We start from the raw sequence: 17,474 nt of genomic DNA, 5'->3' as shown, positions 1-17,474 counted from the left end.
GTGAGCGCCGAAATGATCCGGAGATAATGAAGTATCGCGTAGCAATTGCTTGCTGCACGATCCAACTCGGATCGATCTCCTCTTTACGATGTCAGAAATCACGCAACTTGCTGTCTATCCAGACTAGCAAGATGCGAAGTGATGTTTCGCGGACGACGGTACAAGATCTCGGCGATCAAACCATCTGGTGGAGCCAGACGGGATCGAACCGACGACCTCATGCTTGCAAAGCACGCGCTCTCCCAGCTGAGCTATGGCCCCGTAACCAGAAGACGAATGCTCACTCGATGAGTGTGGTGGGCCTGGGAAGACTTGAACTTCCGACCTCACGCTTATCAAGCGCGCGCTCTAACCAACTGAGCTACAAGCCCTAACGCATATCCTCGAAGGACAGGGTCAAGCTTGCGTGCAGCCGGCGACCAGCGCCGAATGCAATCGCACAGCGCAAGCCCCAGCGCGTGTTCGTCCGCGAAGAAAGAGAAACGTAGACGGCGAAATCCCGCCAATGGAGCTCAACGATCTGGCGATCTGTTGGCCCCTGATGTTTCTAAAACGGTTCGATAGAAGCAAGCTTCTGAAGAACCATCCTTAGAAAGGAGGTGATCCAGCCGCAGGTTCCCCTACGGCTACCTTGTTACGACTTCACCCCAGTCGCTGACCCTACCGTGGCCGGCTGCCTCCATTGCTGGTTAGCGCACCGTCTTCAGGTAAAACCAACTCCCATGGTGTGACGGGCGGTGTGTACAAGGCCCGGGAACGTATTCACCGTGGCGTGCTGATCCACGATTACTAGCGATTCCAACTTCATGGGCTCGAGTTGCAGAGCCCAATCCGAACTGAGACGGCTTTTTGAGATTTGCGAAGGGTCGCCCCTTAGCATCCCATTGTCACCGCCATTGTAGCACGTGTGTAGCCCAGCCCGTAAGGGCCATGAGGACTTGACGTCATCCCCACCTTCCTCGCGGCTTATCACCGGCAGTCTCCTTAGAGTGCTCAACTAAATGGTAGCAACTAAGGACGGGGGTTGCGCTCGTTGCGGGACTTAACCCAACATCTCACGACACGAGCTGACGACAGCCATGCAGCACCTGTGTTCCAGGCTCCGAAGAGAAGGTCACATCTCTGCGACCGGTCCTGGACATGTCAAGGGCTGGTAAGGTTCTGCGCGTTGCGTCGAATTAAACCACATGCTCCACCGCTTGTGCGGGCCCCCGTCAATTCCTTTGAGTTTTAATCTTGCGACCGTACTCCCCAGGCGGAATGCTTAAAGCGTTAGCTGCGCCACTAGTGAGTAAACCCACTAACGGCTGGCATTCATCGTTTACGGCGTGGACTACCAGGGTATCTAATCCTGTTTGCTCCCCACGCTTTCGTGCCTCAGCGTCAGTACCGGGCCAGTGAGCCGCCTTCGCCACTGGTGTTCTTGCGAATATCTACGAATTTCACCTCTACACTCGCAGTTCCACTCACCTCTCCCGGACTCAAGATCTTCAGTATCAAAGGCAGTTCTGGAGTTGAGCTCCAGGATTTCACCCCTGACTTAAAAACCCGCCTACGCACCCTTTACGCCCAGTGATTCCGAGCAACGCTAGCCCCCTTCGTATTACCGCGGCTGCTGGCACGAAGTTAGCCGGGGCTTATTCTTGCGGTACCGTCATTATCTTCCCGCACAAAAGAGCTTTACAACCCTAGGGCCTTCATCACTCACGCGGCATGGCTGGATCAGGGTTGCCCCCATTGTCCAATATTCCCCACTGCTGCCTCCCGTAGGAGTTTGGGCCGTGTCTCAGTCCCAATGTGGCTGATCATCCTCTCAGACCAGCTACTGATCGTCGCCTTGGTAGGCCATTACCCTACCAACTAGCTAATCAGACGCGGGCCAATCTTTCGGCGATAAATCTTTCCCCGTAAGGGCTTATCCGGTATTAGCACAAGTTTCCCTGTGTTGTTCCGAACCAAAAGGTATGTTCCCACGCGTTACTCACCCGTCTGCCGCTGACGTATTGCTACGCCCGCTCGACTTGCATGTGTTAAGCCTGCCGCCAGCGTTCGCTCTGAGCCAGGATCAAACTCTCAAGTTGGACTTGAACTTTGAACCGGCTGATCACAACGTTTGACGAGGTCCCACCATTTTTTACGCCGACCGAAGTCGACGAGCTGCCCGCGATTCACATCGCTGGCAACGATGGTGTACCTTTGAAACGTGTACCGCCGAAGTCTTTCGTCCTCTCCCAGAACTCAAAAGCCGAAGCTTTCAAGTATTCCGAGAGGCGCAAGGACTCCGCCGTCCACGTTTCTCTTTCTTCATCTTCACTTGTCAAACAGCCCGGGACCAGGAGGCCCCAACCTTCCAGAGTGGAAGGGTTCCGACACCCTTACCGGCGATGAATGAACCCCAATCGACTTACGTCGACTGTTGTGTTCACTCAACAAGGTGAGGAGCATCAGTGGCGCGTTCGCTCGCCTTGGTCAGTGACCCGGCGGCGCCGCGCTCAGTGGTCGGGTTATAGGCCCCCCCGCTCGGGATTGTCAACGGCCATTGTCAACAAATCGTCGCACGGTGGATCGTTGGAAAAAATCACGTGTTTACAGCCGGTTAGATGGCCCTGGAGGGGGCGAGCCCGGGCCGCGCGCTGAAAAAAACCAAAAAAAGTTTGGGTCCCAGGGGGCTCCGGAGGCGGCTTCCGGCGCCTCTCCAAGGCGGGCCCCGGCGCCGGCCCGTTCAGGAAACTTTTTCCATATTAGGCGCCGTACTAGAGCCACAATCCCGCGGCGTTCTGGTACAGACAAGCTTGAATCGCGGGGATGCCAGTGGGGGCTGCCGGCGATTTTGATGGGGTCAGAGGAAGGCGACCATACGATGAAGCGGCCTTCTTCGGACATTCGAGAGACATCGAGACACCTTCACCTGCCTAGCTGTTCGTAATTTCGGCCGGGCCCTTTATCGGGGCTTTCTGAGCGCGGACGCCTGTGCGGCTTGCGTTTTCCCGCGATCCCCCGTTGAAGAGGGCGACCAGGGCAAAGCGCGAAACGAGGCATTTCGGGTCGTTGATTGGGGGACTTCGGTTGAACCACAGGACGTCACGCGGCGCTTACGGGCGTGAGACCGGGATCATCGATCTCGGCCACGAGCCGCCGCTGTCCGTCGATGGTTCCGAAGCCGCCGTGATCGATCGCCGTCGCGTCTCGGTGCAATGGTTCAGCGGAACAATTCTGACCGGACTCTGCGGCGCGGCCCTGATCGGCGGCGCCGTTTTCGCATCTCTCGACGGCGAGATGACCTTTGCCAAGGTGCCGGAGCGGGTCGAGGGCGCGTTGCGTGGTGCGTTCGGCGCAGCTGATCGCGCCGCCACGCTGCACAAGAGCGACCGCCTGCCGCCGCCCAGCGAATCCACCGCCTCACGCAACATCGTGCGCGTCTCCACTGTCGCCCGCGTCGGCAACCGCGACGTGATGCGGGTGCGCCCCTTCGTCCGGATCGCCGGCAACCTGTCGATGACGACGAGCGATTTGTCGGCGAAGATTCCGCCGTTCAACGCCCAGCGCATGCTCACCGACGTCGGCTCCGACCCCAAGACCGCCGCCGACGATCCCAACAATCCCGAAGCCGTCGAGCCCGACGCCGAGGTCTCCTTCGTCACCAAGGACCTATCGCCGGTGCTGCCGAAGGCCAAGATTTCCGCGGTGGTGGCGCTCGACGACATCCTGATGCGGGTGCGCGATGCCGCCAACTGGCGCGGCAATGGCGGGGTGCGCTACGCCTCGCTCGCCAATGCCGCAGCCGACGTCTCCGGCGCGACCGGCCAGTCCGACATGAAGATGTCCTACGCCAGCGAAGTGTCGGCGCCCGATCCCTATGCCGGCTTCGAGACGCGCGTGGTGCCGGAAAACGTCACGCTGCTGCCCAAGACCAAGGAGCAGATCACCGGCGGCAATCCCAATGGCGAGCGCGTCCACGTCGTCAAGAAGGGCGACAGCGTCGCTAACGTGCTGCGCGATCTCGGCGCCACGCCGGAGGAGATCAAGGCGATCACCGCCACGCTCGGGCCGCGCGGCCGCGACGGCGGGTTGAAGGAAGGCGAGAAGCTCCGCATCCTGATGGCGCCCGCAAGCCCCGGCGCCCGGCTGCAGCCCTACCGCGTCGTCGTCGCCAACGACACCATGGTCGAGGCGATCGCGGCGCTGTCCGATCTCGGCAAATACGTCGCGGTCGACGTCTCCAGCATGAACACCGTCGCCGATGCCGCGGCGAACGCCAACAGCGACGACGATGATGACGACGACGGCACCGGCGTGCGGCTCTACCAGAGCATCTACGAGACCGCGATGCGCAACAAGGTGCCGATGCCGGTCATCGACGACATGATCAAGATCTACTCCTACGACGTCGACTTCCAGCGCAAGGTGCAGCCGGGCGATTCCTTCGACGTGTTCTACGCCGGCGAAGACGAGGGCGTGACGGCGACCGAGAAGAACGACGTGCTGTTCGCCTCGCTCACGGTCGGCGGCGAGACCAAGAAATACTATCGCTTCCAGAGCCCCGACGACGGCGTCGTCGACTACTACGACGAGACCGGCAAGAGCGCGAAGAAGTTCCTGGTCAGGAAGCCCGTCAACAACGCCATCATGCGTTCCGGCTTCGGCGGCCGCCGCCACCCGATCCTCGGCTATGTGAAGATGCACACCGGCGTCGACTGGGCCACCACCTACGGCACGCCGATCTTCGCCTCCGGCAACGGCGTGATCGAGAAGGCCGGCACCGAGGGCGGCTACGGCAAATATATCCGCATCAAGCACAACAACGGCTACGAGACCGCCTACGGCCACATGTCGGCCTTCGCCAAGGGCATGGAAGCCGGCAAGAAGGTCCGCCAGGGCCAGGTGATCGGCTTCGTCGGCTCGACCGGTGCCTCGACCGGCCCCCACGTGCACTACGAAATCCTGGTCAACGGCCGCTTCGTCGATCCGCTGCGCGTGAAACTGCCGCGCGGCCGTTCGCTGGAAGGCCCGATGCTGGCCGGCTTCGAGAAGGAGCGCGACCGGCTCGACGGCATGATGAGCGGCCGCGGCGGCGCCATCGCCCGCATCTCGGATGCGACCGGCGGACCGTTGCAGGTCACCAACCGGTAAGCCGGCAACCGGCCGACATCGACCGGACATCTTCATCGACACGGTTGAATGGGACGCTTTCGGAGCGACGCCGCTTTACGGCGTCACAACGTTAAGTTTCGTTTGCCAAAGCCGCATGACGGGCGAATACTTTCCAAAAATGGGAGGTCACGCCGTGAAGAACAGGCTTGCCTGCACAGCCGTCGTTGCTGCGATTTTCTGCACCACGAGCGCGTCGGCCCAGAAATTACAGGAGACTTGGGAGGTCACGAAACTCGTCCCCGGTTCGGCGTTCCATGGCGTGCATGGGCTCGGGGTCGACAAGGCCGGCCATCTGTTTGCCGGCAGCGTCGCCGGCGCCATGCTCTATGAAGTGGATATCGCCGGCGGTACCGCCAAGGTTGCAATCCCAGCTCCCGTGGGGATGGCCGACGACATCGCATTCGCGCCCGACGGCACCATGGCCTGGACCGGCTTCCTGGCCGGCGATCTCTATTCGCGCAAGGGCGACGGCCCGATCAAGAAGCTCGCCTCGGGCCTTCCCGGCATCAACTCGCTGGCCTACCGCAAGGACGGCAGGCTCTACGCCACGACGGTCTTCCTCGGCGACACGCTCTACGAGATCGACGTCGAGGGCGTCAAACCGCCGCGTCAGATCATGGAGAAGATGGGTGGCCTCAACGGCTTCGAGTTCGGTCCCGACGACAAGCTCTACGGTCCGCTCTGGTTCAAGGGACAGGTCGCCAAGGTCGACGTCGACAAGGCCGAGCTGACCGTCGTCGCCGACGGCTTCGAGATCCCGGCCGCGGTGAATTTCGATTCCAAGGGGAATCTCTGGGTGGTCGACACCGCGCTCGGCCAGCTCGTTCGGGTCGATCCCAAGTCGGGCGCCAAGACCATGGTCGCACAGCTGAAGCCGTCGCTGGACAACCTCGCGATCGACGACAAGGACCGCATCTACGTCTCCAACATGGCCGACAACGGCATCCAGGAAGTCGATCCGGCCACCGGCGAAGCCAAGCAAATCATCATCGGCAAGCTCGCACTGCCCGGCGGCATCGGCGTCACCTGGGAGAATGGCAAGGATACGATCCACGTCGCCGACGTGTTCGCCTATCGCACCGTGGACGGCGCGACCGGCGAGGTCACCGAGAAGGCACGCATGCACGCCGACGGCGTCACCCTCGAATATCCGATGAGTGCGACGGCAAAGGGCAACGACGTGGTCCTGTCGAGCTGGTTCACCGGCACCGTGCAGGTGATCGACGCCAAGACCGGCGCGACGCGCGACATGCTGCATGGCTTCAAGGCGCCGCATGATGCCATCGTGCTCGAGGACGGCACCATCCTGGTGGCCGAGCTCGGCACCAAGTCGCTGGTCCGCGTCAGCGGCGAACACGGCAAGGATCGCACCACGCTGATCGGCGGCCTCGAGGGACCGGTCGGGCTAGTCGGTGGATCGGCTGGCGAGGTCTATGTCACCGAAGCCTTCGCCGGGCTCGTGTCCCGGGTCGACAAGAACGGCGAAAAGACTGTGATCGCCAAGGATCTGAAAACGCCCGAGGGCATCGCGCGGACGAGCGACGGCAAGCTGGTCGTGGCCGAGGTCGGCGCCCAGCGGCTCATCGAGATCGCGCCCGACGGCAAGGTGACCGAGATCGCGGCCAATCTTGCGATCGGCCTGCCAGGCGCGCCTGGTGGCCTGCCGACCAACATTCCGACAGGGGTGGCCATCGGCGGCTCCGGCGTCATCTACTTCACCTCCGACATCGAGAACGCGATCTACAAGGTGGCGAAGAAGTAGCCTCCCACCGAAGCGGCACCCGGTCGATGGAACCGGCACGCGGCTTCCCCGGTTAATGGAGAGGAAGCCGACAGCAGGAGGATCACCCATGAGGCGCCTCTCCCGCAACGACATCGTCAAGACCGTGGACCGGGCCGACGACGTCACCATCGCCCAGATCATTGGAACCGGCGCGACCGTCGACGAACTGGCGGAAGCGCAGGCCTGGCTCGCCAATGACGAGCCGATGATCAACGATCTCCGGCCACTCGCCCACGGCCGCGTCCGCGAGCTCGTGGACATCCTCTCCGAGATCGACGAGGACGGTCCGGGACCTAGCCCTGCGCCGACGGAAAACTAGCTCGCGCGAATCCGCGCGAACAATTCCGACGGCATCATGCCGAACATGTCGCGGAAGGCCGTGCTGAAATGCGCGGAGCTGGAAAAGCCGGCGCCATGCGCCGCCTCGGTCAGCGATTGCCCCTGTGCGACCGCCCGCGCGGCTGCGCCGATCCGGCTCCAGATGCGGTAGCGGCGGAGCGGCACACCCGTGACGTCCTTGAACAGATGCAAAAAGCGCGAGGACGAAAGCCCGGCCTGGCGGCCGAGTTCGGCAAGCGTGTGCGAACCGCTGGGCTCCTCGCGCATCCGCCTCATGGCATCAGCAATTCTTGCATCCGGCTGCGCACTTGATCCGATTCCAAGCCTATCGCGGACTGCCTGCCGCGCGTCCTCGGATGCGAGGCGTCGCTCGGCGATATCGTCAAGCAGCACGGCAACCGCTCGCTCGTCGATCATGTCGAACGCGGCCCTCGATCCGACCTCCTTCATGCGTGAACGAAGCGCCTCGATATCGCGTCCGAAGGGATCGACATAGAGGAAGGCCATCCGTCCGGCATCCACGCGCAGATGGTGCAGGCTGTTGGGCATGATCAGCACGCTGCGCGTCTTGCGATAGGACGGTGAGCGTGCCCTCGGGTGGTCGGCCACGCCGATCGCCCCGTCGAGCGCAACGGCCAGCACGCCAGTGGCATTGCGATGGGGCGTCAACCCGAAGGCCGGACCGAGATAGAGCACCCGCGCGCCCCAATCGAGCATCCGCGCCTGCATTGGCCCGACCTTGGACGGCGTGCCTATAGCCAGTTCCTGAAAGCCCGGTGGCGAGGTCATGCCTTACCATAGCGCACCGGCACAACGCTGCCGATGACCCGGGAGATCATGTCGATGGAGAAAGTTCTGGCGGATGACGCCGCACAAACCGCCGCGATCCGCGCCGTCGTCGCGCGCTATGCGGCCGCCTGGCAGGCCGGTGACCGCGCCGCGATCGCCGCCTGCTACCACGACGAATTCACGCTGCATTATGCCGGGCATAACCCGCTCGCCGGCACCCACCGCGGCAAGCCGGCCGCGCTTGCCGCTCTGGCCGAGGTCGCACGCCGCGCCAACCGGAAACTTCTTGGCATCGACGACGTGATGGCCGGACCGCGGCGCGGCGCCATTCTCGCGCGGGAATCGTTCAGCCGGGACGGTCGCACGGCCGAACTGGAACGGCTGCTGGTCTATGCCGTGCGCGACGGCCTGCTGAGCGAATGCTGGGTCTACGACCGCGATCAGGCGGCGGTGGACGCGTTCTTCGCGGATTGAAAAACGCCCTCCGCGATTTCAGCGCGGAGGGCGTGTATTTCGTCAGTTCAACTTCCGCTTCGACGACGGGGCCTCGAACTGGGCGATCTCCGCGGTCTGCGGCGCCTTGCCGTTGAAGGTCAGCACGTTGCCTTCGGACGAGATCGCGACCGTGTCGCCGTCCTTGACGTCGCCGGCCAGGATCATCTCGGCGAGCGGATCCTGGAGGTTGCGCTGGATCACCCGCTTCAGCGGCCTTGCGCCGTAGGCGGGATCCCAGCCCTTGGCGGCGAGCCAGTCGCGGGCCGCAGCATCGAGCGTCAGCACGATCTTGCGATCGGTCAGGAGCCTCTCGAGCCGCGCGAACTGGATCTCGACGATCCGGCCCATCTCGCTCTTCTGCAAGCGGTGGAACAGGATGATCTCGTCGACGCGGTTCAGGAATTCCGGCCTGAAATGCGCGCGCACCGTTCCCATCACCTGCTCGCGCACGGCCGAGGTGTCCTCGCCCTCCGGCTGGTTCACCAGAAACTCCGAACCGAGGTTCGAGGTCATGATGATCAGCGTGTTGCGGAAATCCACGGTGCGGCCCTGGCCGTCGGTCAGGCGGCCGTCGTCGAGCACCTGCAACAGCACGTTGAACACGTCCGGATGCGCCTTCTCGATCTCGTCGAACAGCACGACCTGATAAGGCCGGCGCCGCACCGCTTCGGTCAGCGCACCGCCCTCGTCATAGCCGACATAGCCGGGAGGCGCGCCGATCAGGCGCGAGACCGAGTGCTTCTCCATGTATTCGGACATGTCGAGGCGGACCATCGCGGTCTCGTCGTTGAACAGGTACTCGGCAAGCGCCTTGGTCAGCTCGGTCTTGCCGACGCCGGTCGGCCCTAAGAACATGAACGAGCCGGTCGGCCGGTTCGGGTCCTGGAGGCCGGCGCGCGAGCGGCGCACGGCGGTCGCGACCGCACGCACGGCCTCGGCCTGGCCAACCACGCGCTGTCCCAGCTGCTCCTCCATCTTGAGCAGCTTCTCTTTCTCGCCCGCGAGCATCTTGTCGACGGGCACGCCGGTCCAGCGCGAGACCACCTGCGCGATGTGGCTGGCGGTGACCGCCTCCTCCATCATCTCGCCGGAGCCTTCACGCGCCTCGATATCCGCAAGCTGCTTCTCGAGCTCCGGGATCCGGCCATAGGCGAGCTCGCCGGCGCGCTGGAATTCGCCGCGCCGCTGCGCATTGGCAAGCTCGACGCGCAAGCCGTCGAGCTCGGCCTTCAGCTTCTGGGCGTTGGAGAGCTTGTTCTTCTCCGCGCTCCAGCGCGCGGTCAGCGCCGCGGACTTTTCCTCGAGCTCGGCCAGCTCCTTCTCGAGCGTTCCAAGACGGGTCTTGGAGCCGAGATCGCTTTCCTTCTTCAGCGCTTCCTGCTCGATCTTGAGCCGGATGATCTCGCGATCGAGCGAATCCAGCTCTTCCGGCTTGGAATCGACCTGCATCTTCAGCCGCGCGGCGGCTTCGTCCATGAGGTCGATCGCCTTGTCGGGCAGGAAACGGTCGGTGATGTAGCGGTTGGACAGCGTCGCGGACGCCACAAGCGCGGAATCGGTGATCCGCACGCCATGGTGCTGCTCGTACTTGTCCTTGAGCCCGCGCAGGATGGAGATCGTATCCTCGACCGAGGGCTCGCTGACGAAGATCGGCTGGAAGCGCCGCGCCAGCGCCGCATCCTTCTCGACGTGCTTGCGATACTCGTCGAGCGTGGTCGCGCCGATGCAGTGCAGCTCGCCGCGGGCCAGCGCCGGCTTCAGCAGGTTGGACGCGTCCATGGCGCCGTCGGCCTTGCCGGCGCCGATCAGCGTGTGCATCTCGTCGATGAACAGGATGAAGCTGCCTGCGGCCGCCGTCACCTCCTGGAGCACGGCCTTCAGCCGCTCCTCGAACTCGCCGCGGTATTTCGCGCCGGCGATCAGCGCGCCGAGGTCGAGCGAGAGCAGCTTCTTGTCCTTGAGGCTCTCCGGCACGTCGCCGTTGACGATGCGCAGCGCCAGGCCCTCGGCGATGGCGGTCTTGCCGACGCCGGGCTCGCCGATCAAGACGGGATTGTTCTTGGTCCGCCGCGAGAGCACTTGAATTGTGCGGCGGATCTCCTCGTCGCGGCCGATGACCGGGTCGAGCTTGCCGTCGCGGGCGGCCTGGGTCAGGTCGCGGGCATATTTCTTCAGCGCGTCATAGGCGTTCTCGGCCGTCGCGCTGTCCGCGGTGCGGCCCTTGCGCAGTGCCTCGATGGCCGCATTGAGATTTTGCGGGGTGACGCCGCCCTTGGCCAGGATCGCACCCGCCTCGCTGTTCTTCTCCAGCGCGAGTCCGAGCAGAAGCCGCTCGACGGTGACGAAGCTGTCGCCGGCCTTCTCGCCGGCCTTCTCAGCCGCGTCGAAGGTGCGGGCGAGCTCGGGCGCCAGATAGATCTGCCCGGCGCCGCCGCCACTGACCTTCGGAACCTTGTTCAGGGCGTCCTCGGTCGCCTTCAGAATTGCACGGGAATTGCCGCCGGCACGGTCGATCAGACCGGCAGCCAGCCCCTCATTGTCGTCCAGCAGGACTTTCAAAAGGTGCAGGGTCGAAAACTGCTGGTGGCCCTCGCGCATCACGAGCGACTGCGCGGACTGGACGAAGCCCCTGGAGCGTTCGGTATACTTCTCGATGTTCATGTCTTTTCTTTCCCTCGGCCTGCCCCTGGAGCCCCTAAGGCACTCCAAACGGCATCTTCATTGGGTTTCCGCTGGCCGCATTGACGTTTCTCAACCGGCAGCGGTCGTTATCAGCCGGCGCTGGCGCCGGCCTGACCCAGATGTGGGAAGCGGGTCCGCGGATCGGAAGAGGCGACTTCACAATTTCGTGCGCTGATGCGCCCGCTTGGCGGGGGCCTATCGAATCCCCTAAGTAGCGGCATGACAACCAGCCAGACCGCCGAAATCACCGGCCTTTACCGCTACCCGATCAAGGGCCTGACGCCGGAGCCGCTGCCCCGCGTTCCCTTGCGGCGAGGGGAGACGCTCCCCGCCGATCGCCGCTACGCGATCGAGAACGGCCCGAGCGGGTTCGACCCCGATGCGCCGGAGTGGAAGCCGAAAATCCAATTTCTGATGCTGGCGCGCAATGAGCGGCTGGCGTCCCTCGACAGCCGGTTCGAGGACGCGACCAACCGCCTGACCATCCGCAAGGACGGCCAGATCGTCGCCACCGGCGACCTGGAGACCGCCGCCGGACGCGCCGCCATCGAGGGCTATTTCACCGAGAATTTTCAGCCCGAACTGAAGGGCGCGCCAAAACTGCTGTCCGGGCGCGACCACAGCTTTTCCGACGTGGCCCGCAAGGTCGTGTCCATCATCAATCTCGACAGCGTCCGCGCCATCGAGACCATGCTCGGCGGGACCCCCGTGCATCCCCTGCGCTTCCGCGCCAATCTTTACGTGAAGGGCTGGCCGGCCTGGTCGGAGCTCGACCTCGTCGGCCAGACGCTCGCGATCGGCCAGGTCCGGCTGAAAGTGGTCAAGCGCATCGTTCGCTGCCCGGCCACCAACGTCAATCCCGAGACCGCCGCACGCGACCTCGAAATCCCGCCCACGCTCTCGCGCAACCTCGGCCATATGGATTGCGGCATCTATGCCGAGGTGATCGCCGATGGCGAGATCGGCGTCGGCGATCAGGTCGCGGTGGAAAAGCCGAGGCTGGTGTGACGGGGCCAGCGCTGCCGTAGGGTGGGCAAGGCGAAGCGTGCCCACCACTTTTGTTAACGTTGCGAGAATGGTGGGCACGGCGCTATTGCGCCTTTGCCCACCCTACGAATTATCGCAATGACGAGCCTCAGTTCGGCATCACATACGCATAGATCCGGCCGCGCGAGACCGGCGCCTCGCGGACGCGGTTGCCGTTGTTGCCGGAAATCATGATCGGATTGCCCTGCGCGTCGACGCCGGTGATGATGCCGACATGGCCGCCCCGGCGGCCGCGCGACATCACCGCGATGGCGCCCACCTGCGGACCGGAGACACGCGTGCCGTAACGCGCGAACGAGTTCGCCATATCCGAGCCGGTGCCATGGTGGCCGGTTTTCTCGAGCACCATGTTCATGAAGCGCGCGCACCACAGGCTGCCGCGCCCGGTCGGGTTGCCACCGAGATAACGGCGCGCCTCGGACACGAGACCGGAGCCGCCACCGAGGCCGCTGCTCATGCTCATGTTGCCGGCATTGCCATTGTCGCCGGCGCTGCTCTTGTTGACAGCGTAGCTCACGTTAGCAGCCCGGCTCACTTTGCCGGCGCGGCGCATGTTTCCGCCGATGCCCATGTCACCGCCGCCCACGTAGCGCATGTCACCCATGCCGCCGCTATTGGCGTTCGGATCGTAGCTGGCCTGCGTGTTCATGAATCCGCCGGCCTGCAACTGCGCCGCGCTGCGCTCGAAGCGCGAGCTGCGGGCCTGGTGCCGGTAATGATGATATCTGCTGGCGTGATGCGCGTAAGCGTGCCGCTCTGCGCTATGATGACGATGAGACCGTGCTGAAGCCGGAGAGGTGAACGCGGCCACCGCCGCGAAGAACAGCGCCAGCGCGACGACACAGCGCGACAGGCGAGACGCAAACAACTCGAACATACTTCATCCTTCGTTACACCCCCACTTCCCGTCGACCCGTGCGGTGGCCGACATCCGTCCGGCCGTTAAGCCGCCCGATGTGGCGAGAAAAAGACGCCACGCCGGGGAATAGCTGCGATGACTTAGCGTTGGTGCTGGTCTGAGGCTGCCGCATTGCGGACAACAACATTAACTGCGATCTTCGAAATCACGGCTTGAAGAGAGGGAAACAGTTAATGCCCCACGCCACGACCAGGGACGACATCCGCATCTATTTCGAAGAGGCGGGCCAGGGAACGCCGATCATTTTTCTGCACGAGTTCGCGGCCGACTACACCAATTGGGAGCCGCAGATGCGCTACTTCTCCCGCGGCCATCGCTGCATCACCTATTCGGCGCGCGGCTATACGCCGTCGGATGTGCCGGCGGGCGAGGTCTACACCTACACACATTTCTACAGCGATGCGCTCGCGGTGCTCGATCATCTCGAGATCGAGCGCGCGCATCTCGTCGGGCTCTCGATGGGCGCCTATTCATCGTTGCAGATCGGGCTGAACGCCCCGCAGCGCGCGCTGTCGATGACGCTGGCCGGCGTCGGCTCCGGCTCGGAGATCGAGACTCTCGACGCCTGGAGCACGCAGTGCCGCGCCAATGCCGAGCAGTTCGAGACGCTCGGCTCCGCCGAAGTGGCAAAAGTCACGCGCGAGGCGCCGAGCCGGATTCCCTTCCTGGTCAAGGACCCGCGCGGCCACGCCGATTTCTACGCCGCGCTGGCGCGGCATGATGCCAAGGGATCGGCCAACACCATGCGCGGCTTCCAGGGCGGCCGTCCCTCGATCTACACCATGACGGATGCGATCAGGAAAGTGCCCACGCCGGCGCTGATCATCTGCGGCGACGAGGACGATCCGTGCGTGGGCGCAAGCCTGTTTTTGAAGAAGCATCTGCCGGCCGCGGGCCTCGCGATGTTCCCGAAGTCCGGCCACGTGCTCAATCTCGAGGAGCCCGCGTTGTTCAACGCGACGGTGGAGCGGTTCGTGACGCTGGTGGAAGCCGGGCGATGGCCGGTGCGCGATCCGCGGTCGGTGGCGGCTAGTTAGCTGTCGTTCCGGGGCTCCCGAAGGGAGAACCCGGAACCTCGAGATTCCGGGTTCGGCACTTCGTGCCGCCCCGGAATGACGCCTACGGCGTCACTTCCCCTGCCCGCGCGTGAGCAAGAACACCCCCTGCTCGCCGAACAGATTCCACACCCACCAGGGCAGCCGCAGCCGGAGCGGACGGCCGTAGAGGTCGAGCGCCTCGGCGCGCTCCATCTTGACGTGGATGGCGTCGCAGAGCTCGACGAAATCCTTGATGGTGCAGAAATGGATGTTGGCGGTGTCGTACCAGCTTGCCGGCAGATTCTCGGTGCGCGGCATGTGGCCGCCGACCAGGAGCTGAAGCCGCATCTTCCAGAAGCCGAAATTCGGGAACGACACGATGGCGCGGCGGCCGATGCGCAAGAGGTTCTCCAGCACGACCTTGGGCTGGCGCGTCGCCTGCAGCGTCTGCGACAGGATCACATAGTCGAAAGCGTCGTCCGGATAGTTGATCAGGTCGGTGTCGGCGTCGCCCTGCACCACCGCGAGCCCCTTGGCGACGCAGCGGTTGACGCCTTCGCGCGACAGCTCGATGCCGCGCCCGTCGATGCCGCGGGTCTCCAGGAGCTGAAGCAGGTCGCCGTCGCCGCAGCCGACGTCGAGCACTTTCGAGCCGGGCTTGACCATCCCGGCGACCAGCAGATGGTCGGCGCGAAACTGGCCGGACTGTCCGGCCGCGACGCCACCCAGCGGCAGCACTTCTTGCACCGACATCGCTAGCCGTCCTTGCCGCTGAGTCCGCGCGCCTTGCCGGCCGATTGCAGGAAGGCGCGGGAGATGTCGAAGAATTCGGGGACGTCGAGCAGGAAGGCGTCGTGGCCGCGATCGGTCTCGATCTCGGCGAACGACACCCGTGCGCTGGACGCATTCAGCGCATGCACCAGCGCGCGCGATTCCGAGGTCGGAAACAGCCAGTCGCTGGTGAAGGAGACCACGCAGAAGCGGGTCTGGATGCCGGCGAACGCCTTTGCCAGCACGCCGCCATGGTCGCCGGCGATGTCGAAGTAATCCATCGCGCGGGTCAGATAGAGATAGGAGTTGGCATCGAAGCGCTCGACGAAGGACGAGCCCTGGTAGCGCAGATAGCTCTCGACCTGGAAATCGGCGTCGAACGAGAAGGTCGGCAGCTCGCGGTCCTGCATGCGCCGGCCGAACTTGCGGTGCAGCGCCGCGTCCGAGAGATAGGTGATGTGCGCCGCCATCCGCGCCACCGCGAGGCCGCGATGCGGATGGATGCCGTGATCGGCGTAGCCGCCATTGTGCCAGTCGGGATCGGCCATCACGGCCTGACGGCCGAGCTCGTGGAAGGCGATATTCTGCGCCGAGTGTCGCGTCGAGCAGGCGATCGCCAGCGCGGAGTACACGCGCTCAGGATAGGCCGCAGTCCATTGCAGCACCTGCATGCCGCCCATCGAACCGCCGACCACCGCGAACAGGGTGTCGATGCCGAGCCGGTCGATCAACATCGCCTGCGCGCGCACCATGTCGGGGATGGTGATGACCGGGAAATCCAGCCCCCACGCCTTGCCGGTCGCGGGATTGATCGAGGCCGGCCCGGTCGAGCCCATGCAGCCGCCGATGACGTTGGCGCAGATGATGAAGTACTGGCTCGGATCGAGCGGGCGGCCCGTACCGACCAATGTTTCCCACCAGCCGGGCTTGCCGGTGACGGGGTGGACATTGGCGACGTGCTGATCGCCGGTCAGCGCATGGCAGATCAGGATCGCATTGGACCGCGCGGCGTTGAGCTCGCCATAGGTCTGGTAGGCGATCTGGAACGGAGAGAGGTCGATGCCGCAATCGAGCCGCAGCGGCTGATCGGCGCCGAAATGCGCGACCGGCGAGCTCGGATAATCCACCTCATGCGACCGGTCGTCGGCACTGATCGCGGGACTGGGAATCGCTTTGACGCCAACCATCTCTGACCATCGTCCTCGTTTGCGATCGGACTTCAGATCGCCACTGACATCAGGCCATGAAAAACCCGGCCTGAACGATAGGTTCGGCCGGGATCGAAAGCGTCCCCGGCCTGTTTAGCGAGTTTTTTAACGTGGCTGCAAGCCGGCCGGCTCAAATGACCACGGAACAGGCAAATCCTACCGGCTTGGGCTGTTTTCGTCAAGCCGCGGTCCGGATTGGCCAAATTCGTCTCCGCGGCGTCAGCCGGACAGGCCCCAATTTCTCTTTGCATTTCTCTTTGCTTTCGCCGTCCATCCTGCCTAATCAGAACCTCGATCGCAGCGGATGCGGCCTTGGTGATCCTCTTGCTGATCCCCTTGCCGATCCGCCCCGAAACGCCGCTCAACAGCTCTGTCAGATATGTCCCAACGTCCGCCCGCGCCACCATCGTTGCAGGAATTGCGCAAGGAGATCGATGCGATCGACGAGGGGATGCATCGCCTCCTGATGCAGCGCGGCGACATCATCGACCGTCTGATCCAGGTGAAGCAGACCCAGGAGGTCGGCTCCGCGTTCCGCCCGGCACGCGAGGCCGCCATGATGCGCGACCTCGTCCAGCGCCATCGCGGCATCCTGCCGCTCGACACGGTGGAGAGCATCTGGCGCGTCATCATCTCGACGTTCACCTACGTCCAGGCGCCGTTTTCCGTGCATGCCGACATCGCGGTGAGCGAGCCCGCGATGCGCGATTCCGCGCGCTTCCATTTCGGCTTCACCGTGCCTTACGTCGCGCATTTCAGCGCGCAGGCCGCGGTCGAGGCGGTGGCGAAATCCAAGGGCGACCTGGCGCTGGTCTCGGCGACCTCGAGCCGCACGCCGTGGTGGCTGTCGCTGGAAGCGGCCGGCATGCCGAAGATCATCGCCCGGCTGCCCTTCGTCGAGCGCGCCGACCATCCGGCCGCGCTCCCCGTATTCGTGGTCTCGCGGGTCGCCGACAGCGCCATGGTGACGGAGGTCGAGACCTTCAGCGTCCGCGTCTCCGGGTGGAACGCCGACGTTGCGCGGGCGCTGTCGCCGCTCGCCGAGATCGTGGCGGTGCCCGATACCGCCTTCGACGGCGCGGCGCTGCTGATCTCGGTCACGAGCGCGACCAGTATCGACAAAATCAAGGCTGCCCTGATCGAAGCGGGGGCCTCGGTGCGCTCCACGGCCCTCGTCGGCAGCCACGCAACGCGCTATACGGTGCCCCCGACCGGGTCGAAATCGTAAGTCACGCGCCCTGCCAATCCGGAGT

Annotated in this window: 12 protein-coding genes, 2 tRNA genes, 1 rRNA gene and 1 riboswitch; of the genes, 7 read left to right on the top strand and 8 right to left on the bottom strand. The window is 64.0% G+C overall.

The genetic code is table 11. The features are described from left to right. Positions 1–185: 185 nt before the first annotated feature. The 3 genes from ACXJMY_RS00375 to ACXJMY_RS00365 form a co-directional block, all read right to left on the bottom strand. Positions 186–261, bottom strand: a tRNA-Ala gene (locus ACXJMY_RS00375). A 33-nt stretch (positions 262–294) separates the two neighbouring features. Next, positions 295–371 (bottom strand) — tRNA-Ile (locus ACXJMY_RS00370). Between the two features lie 221 nt (positions 372–592). Continuing rightward, positions 593–2,081, bottom strand: a 16S ribosomal RNA gene (locus tag ACXJMY_RS00365). A 985-nt stretch (positions 2,082–3,066) separates the two neighbouring features. Here ACXJMY_RS00365 and ACXJMY_RS00360 point away from each other — a divergent pair. The 3 genes from ACXJMY_RS00360 (at position 3,067) to ACXJMY_RS00350 (ending at position 7,253) form a co-directional block, all read left to right on the top strand. Further along, a complete protein-coding gene (locus ACXJMY_RS00360; RefSeq protein WP_456617336.1) occupies positions 3,067–5,130 on the top strand; it encodes a M23 family metallopeptidase in 2,064 nt (687 codons plus the stop codon). Positions 5,131–5,284: 154 nt separating this feature from the next. Then, on the top strand, positions 5,285–6,913 hold the full coding sequence (locus ACXJMY_RS00355) for a hypothetical protein (RefSeq protein WP_456617335.1): 1,629 nt from the start codon (positions 5,285–5,287) through the stop codon (positions 6,911–6,913). A gap of 88 nt (positions 6,914–7,001) precedes the next feature. Continuing rightward, positions 7,002–7,253: a hypothetical protein gene (locus ACXJMY_RS00350; protein WP_456617334.1), complete on the top strand. Its 252-nt coding sequence runs from the start codon at positions 7,002–7,004 to the stop codon at positions 7,251–7,253. On the opposite strand, the gene ACXJMY_RS00345 is transcribed toward ACXJMY_RS00350, so the two are convergent. Further along, positions 7,250–8,062 carry a helix-turn-helix domain-containing protein gene (locus tag ACXJMY_RS00345; protein WP_456617333.1) on the bottom strand — a complete coding sequence of 271 codons (813 nt, stop codon included), beginning with the start codon at positions 8,060–8,062 and terminating at the stop codon, positions 7,250–7,252. The two genes, ACXJMY_RS00350 and ACXJMY_RS00345, sit on opposite strands and share 4 nt — an antisense overlap. A gap of 54 nt (positions 8,063–8,116) precedes the next feature. On the opposite strand from ACXJMY_RS00345, the gene ACXJMY_RS00340 reads away from it, so the two are divergent. Further along, positions 8,117–8,536 carry a nuclear transport factor 2 family protein gene (locus ACXJMY_RS00340; protein WP_456617332.1) on the top strand — a complete coding sequence of 140 codons (420 nt, stop codon included), beginning with the start codon at positions 8,117–8,119 and terminating at the stop codon, positions 8,534–8,536. A gap of 42 nt (positions 8,537–8,578) precedes the next feature. Here ACXJMY_RS00340 and clpB read toward each other — a convergent pair whose 3' ends face one another. Then, positions 8,579–11,218: an ATP-dependent chaperone ClpB gene (gene clpB, locus ACXJMY_RS00335; RefSeq protein ID WP_456617331.1), complete on the bottom strand. Its 2,640-nt coding sequence runs from the start codon at positions 11,216–11,218 to the stop codon at positions 8,579–8,581. A 240-nt stretch (positions 11,219–11,458) separates the two neighbouring features. On the opposite strand from clpB, the gene ACXJMY_RS00330 reads away from it, so the two are divergent. Further along, the gene (locus ACXJMY_RS00330; protein ID WP_456617330.1) at positions 11,459–12,247 is read left to right on the top strand and encodes an MOSC domain-containing protein; all 789 of its coding nucleotides are present in this window, start codon (positions 11,459–11,461) and stop codon (positions 12,245–12,247) included. Between the two features lie 127 nt (positions 12,248–12,374). Here the strand turns inward: ACXJMY_RS00330 and ACXJMY_RS00325 are convergent, their stop codons facing one another. After that, on the bottom strand, positions 12,375–13,163 hold the full coding sequence (locus ACXJMY_RS00325; RefSeq protein WP_456617329.1) for a TIGR02594 family protein: 789 nt from the start codon (positions 13,161–13,163) through the stop codon (positions 12,375–12,377). 215 nt (positions 13,164–13,378) lie between these two features. Here ACXJMY_RS00325 and ACXJMY_RS00320 point away from each other — a divergent pair, with 215 nt between their 5' ends. Further along, the gene (locus ACXJMY_RS00320) at positions 13,379–14,242 is read left to right on the top strand and encodes an alpha/beta fold hydrolase (RefSeq protein WP_456617328.1); all 864 of its coding nucleotides are present in this window, start codon (positions 13,379–13,381) and stop codon (positions 14,240–14,242) included. Positions 14,243–14,332: 90 nt separating this feature from the next. On the opposite strand, the gene metW is transcribed toward ACXJMY_RS00320, so the two are convergent. Next, positions 14,333–14,995, bottom strand: a complete 663-nt coding sequence (metW, locus tag ACXJMY_RS00315; RefSeq protein WP_456617327.1) for a methionine biosynthesis protein MetW — start codon at positions 14,993–14,995, stop codon at positions 14,333–14,335. A 2-nt stretch (positions 14,996–14,997) separates the two neighbouring features. Continuing rightward, the gene (gene metX, locus ACXJMY_RS00310) at positions 14,998–16,200 is read right to left on the bottom strand and encodes a homoserine O-acetyltransferase MetX (protein ID WP_456617326.1); all 1,203 of its coding nucleotides are present in this window, start codon (positions 16,198–16,200) and stop codon (positions 14,998–15,000) included. Positions 16,201–16,293: 93 nt separating this feature from the next. Then, positions 16,294–16,373: riboswitch (SAM riboswitch) on the bottom strand. A gap of 227 nt (positions 16,374–16,600) precedes the next feature. On the opposite strand from metX, the gene ACXJMY_RS00305 reads away from it, so the two are divergent. Beyond that, entirely contained in the window at positions 16,601–17,449 is an 849-nt protein-coding gene (locus ACXJMY_RS00305) for a chorismate mutase (RefSeq protein ID WP_456617325.1), read from the top strand. Positions 17,450–17,474: the final 25 nt, after the last annotated feature.

This window comes from Bradyrhizobium sp. P5_C12, assembly GCF_054049735.1.
The sequence above is the reverse complement of the archived record's forward strand: the minus strand, read 5'-3'. Positions and strand labels throughout refer to the sequence as shown.

Bases quoted from the DNA above. Each gene is read 5' to 3' on its own strand.
- ACXJMY_RS00320 (WP_456617328.1), top strand. From the start codon at position 13,379: ATGCCCCACGCCACGACCAGGGACGACATCCGCATCTATTTCGAAGAG.
- metW (WP_456617327.1), bottom strand. From the start codon at position 14,995: ATGTCGGTGCAAGAAGTGCTGCCGCTGGGTGGCGTCGCGGCCGGACAG.
- ACXJMY_RS00330 (WP_456617330.1), top strand. From the start codon at position 11,459: ATGACAACCAGCCAGACCGCCGAAATCACCGGCCTTTACCGCTACCCG.
- ACXJMY_RS00340 (WP_456617332.1), top strand. From the start codon at position 8,117: ATGGAGAAAGTTCTGGCGGATGACGCCGCACAAACCGCCGCGATCCGC.
- clpB (WP_456617331.1), bottom strand. From the start codon at position 11,218: ATGAACATCGAGAAGTATACCGAACGCTCCAGGGGCTTCGTCCAGTCC.
- ACXJMY_RS00345 (WP_456617333.1), bottom strand. From the start codon at position 8,062: ATGACCTCGCCACCGGGCTTTCAGGAACTGGCTATAGGCACGCCGTCC.
- ACXJMY_RS00305 (WP_456617325.1), top strand. From the start codon at position 16,601: ATGTCCCAACGTCCGCCCGCGCCACCATCGTTGCAGGAATTGCGCAAG.
- ACXJMY_RS00325 (WP_456617329.1), bottom strand. From the start codon at position 13,163: ATGTTCGAGTTGTTTGCGTCTCGCCTGTCGCGCTGTGTCGTCGCGCTG.
- metX (WP_456617326.1), bottom strand. From the start codon at position 16,200: ATGGTTGGCGTCAAAGCGATTCCCAGTCCCGCGATCAGTGCCGACGAC.
- ACXJMY_RS00350 (WP_456617334.1), top strand. From the start codon at position 7,002: ATGAGGCGCCTCTCCCGCAACGACATCGTCAAGACCGTGGACCGGGCC.